Genomic DNA, 379 nt, shown 5'->3' with positions numbered 1-379 from the left:
CCTTCTTCGCTGCGGCCTTCTTGGACGTGGCTTTCCTCGGGGGTGCCTTCTTCGCCGCGGTCTTCTTCGCCGGGGCCTTCTTCGCGGGTGCCTTCTTCGCTGCGGTCTTCTTCGCTGCGGTCTTCTTGGCCGCCGTCTTCTTCGCGGGTGCGCGCTTCGCCGGGGCCTTCTTGGCCGCCGCCTTGCGCGGGCCGGGCGTCTCGCGGCCTCTCGCGGGCCTCCGTCGGCGAGGGGGCTCCTCCTCCTCCGGCTCTTCCTCCTCCGGTTCTTCCTCTTCCTCTTCTTCCTTGGCTTCGGGTTCCTCCTCTTCTTCCTCCTCCGGTTCTTCCTCTTCCTCTTCTTCCTTGGCTTCGGGTTCCTCCTCTTCTTCCTCCTCCGG

Annotated in this window: 1 protein-coding gene; it reads right to left on the bottom strand. The window is 66.2% G+C overall.

Going from position 1 to position 379, the window contains the following annotated elements; translation table 11 throughout:
* The coding region (locus BLT82_RS37905; protein WP_244291984.1) for a hypothetical protein at window positions 1–379 on the bottom strand (379 nt) is incomplete at both ends.

This window comes from Streptomyces wuyuanensis (assembly GCF_900103455.1).
Lineage (GTDB): Bacteria > Actinomycetota > Actinomycetes > Streptomycetales > Streptomycetaceae > Streptomyces > Streptomyces wuyuanensis.
Note: the sequence above shows the minus strand (reverse complement) of the source record. Positions and strands in the feature narration are given on the sequence as shown.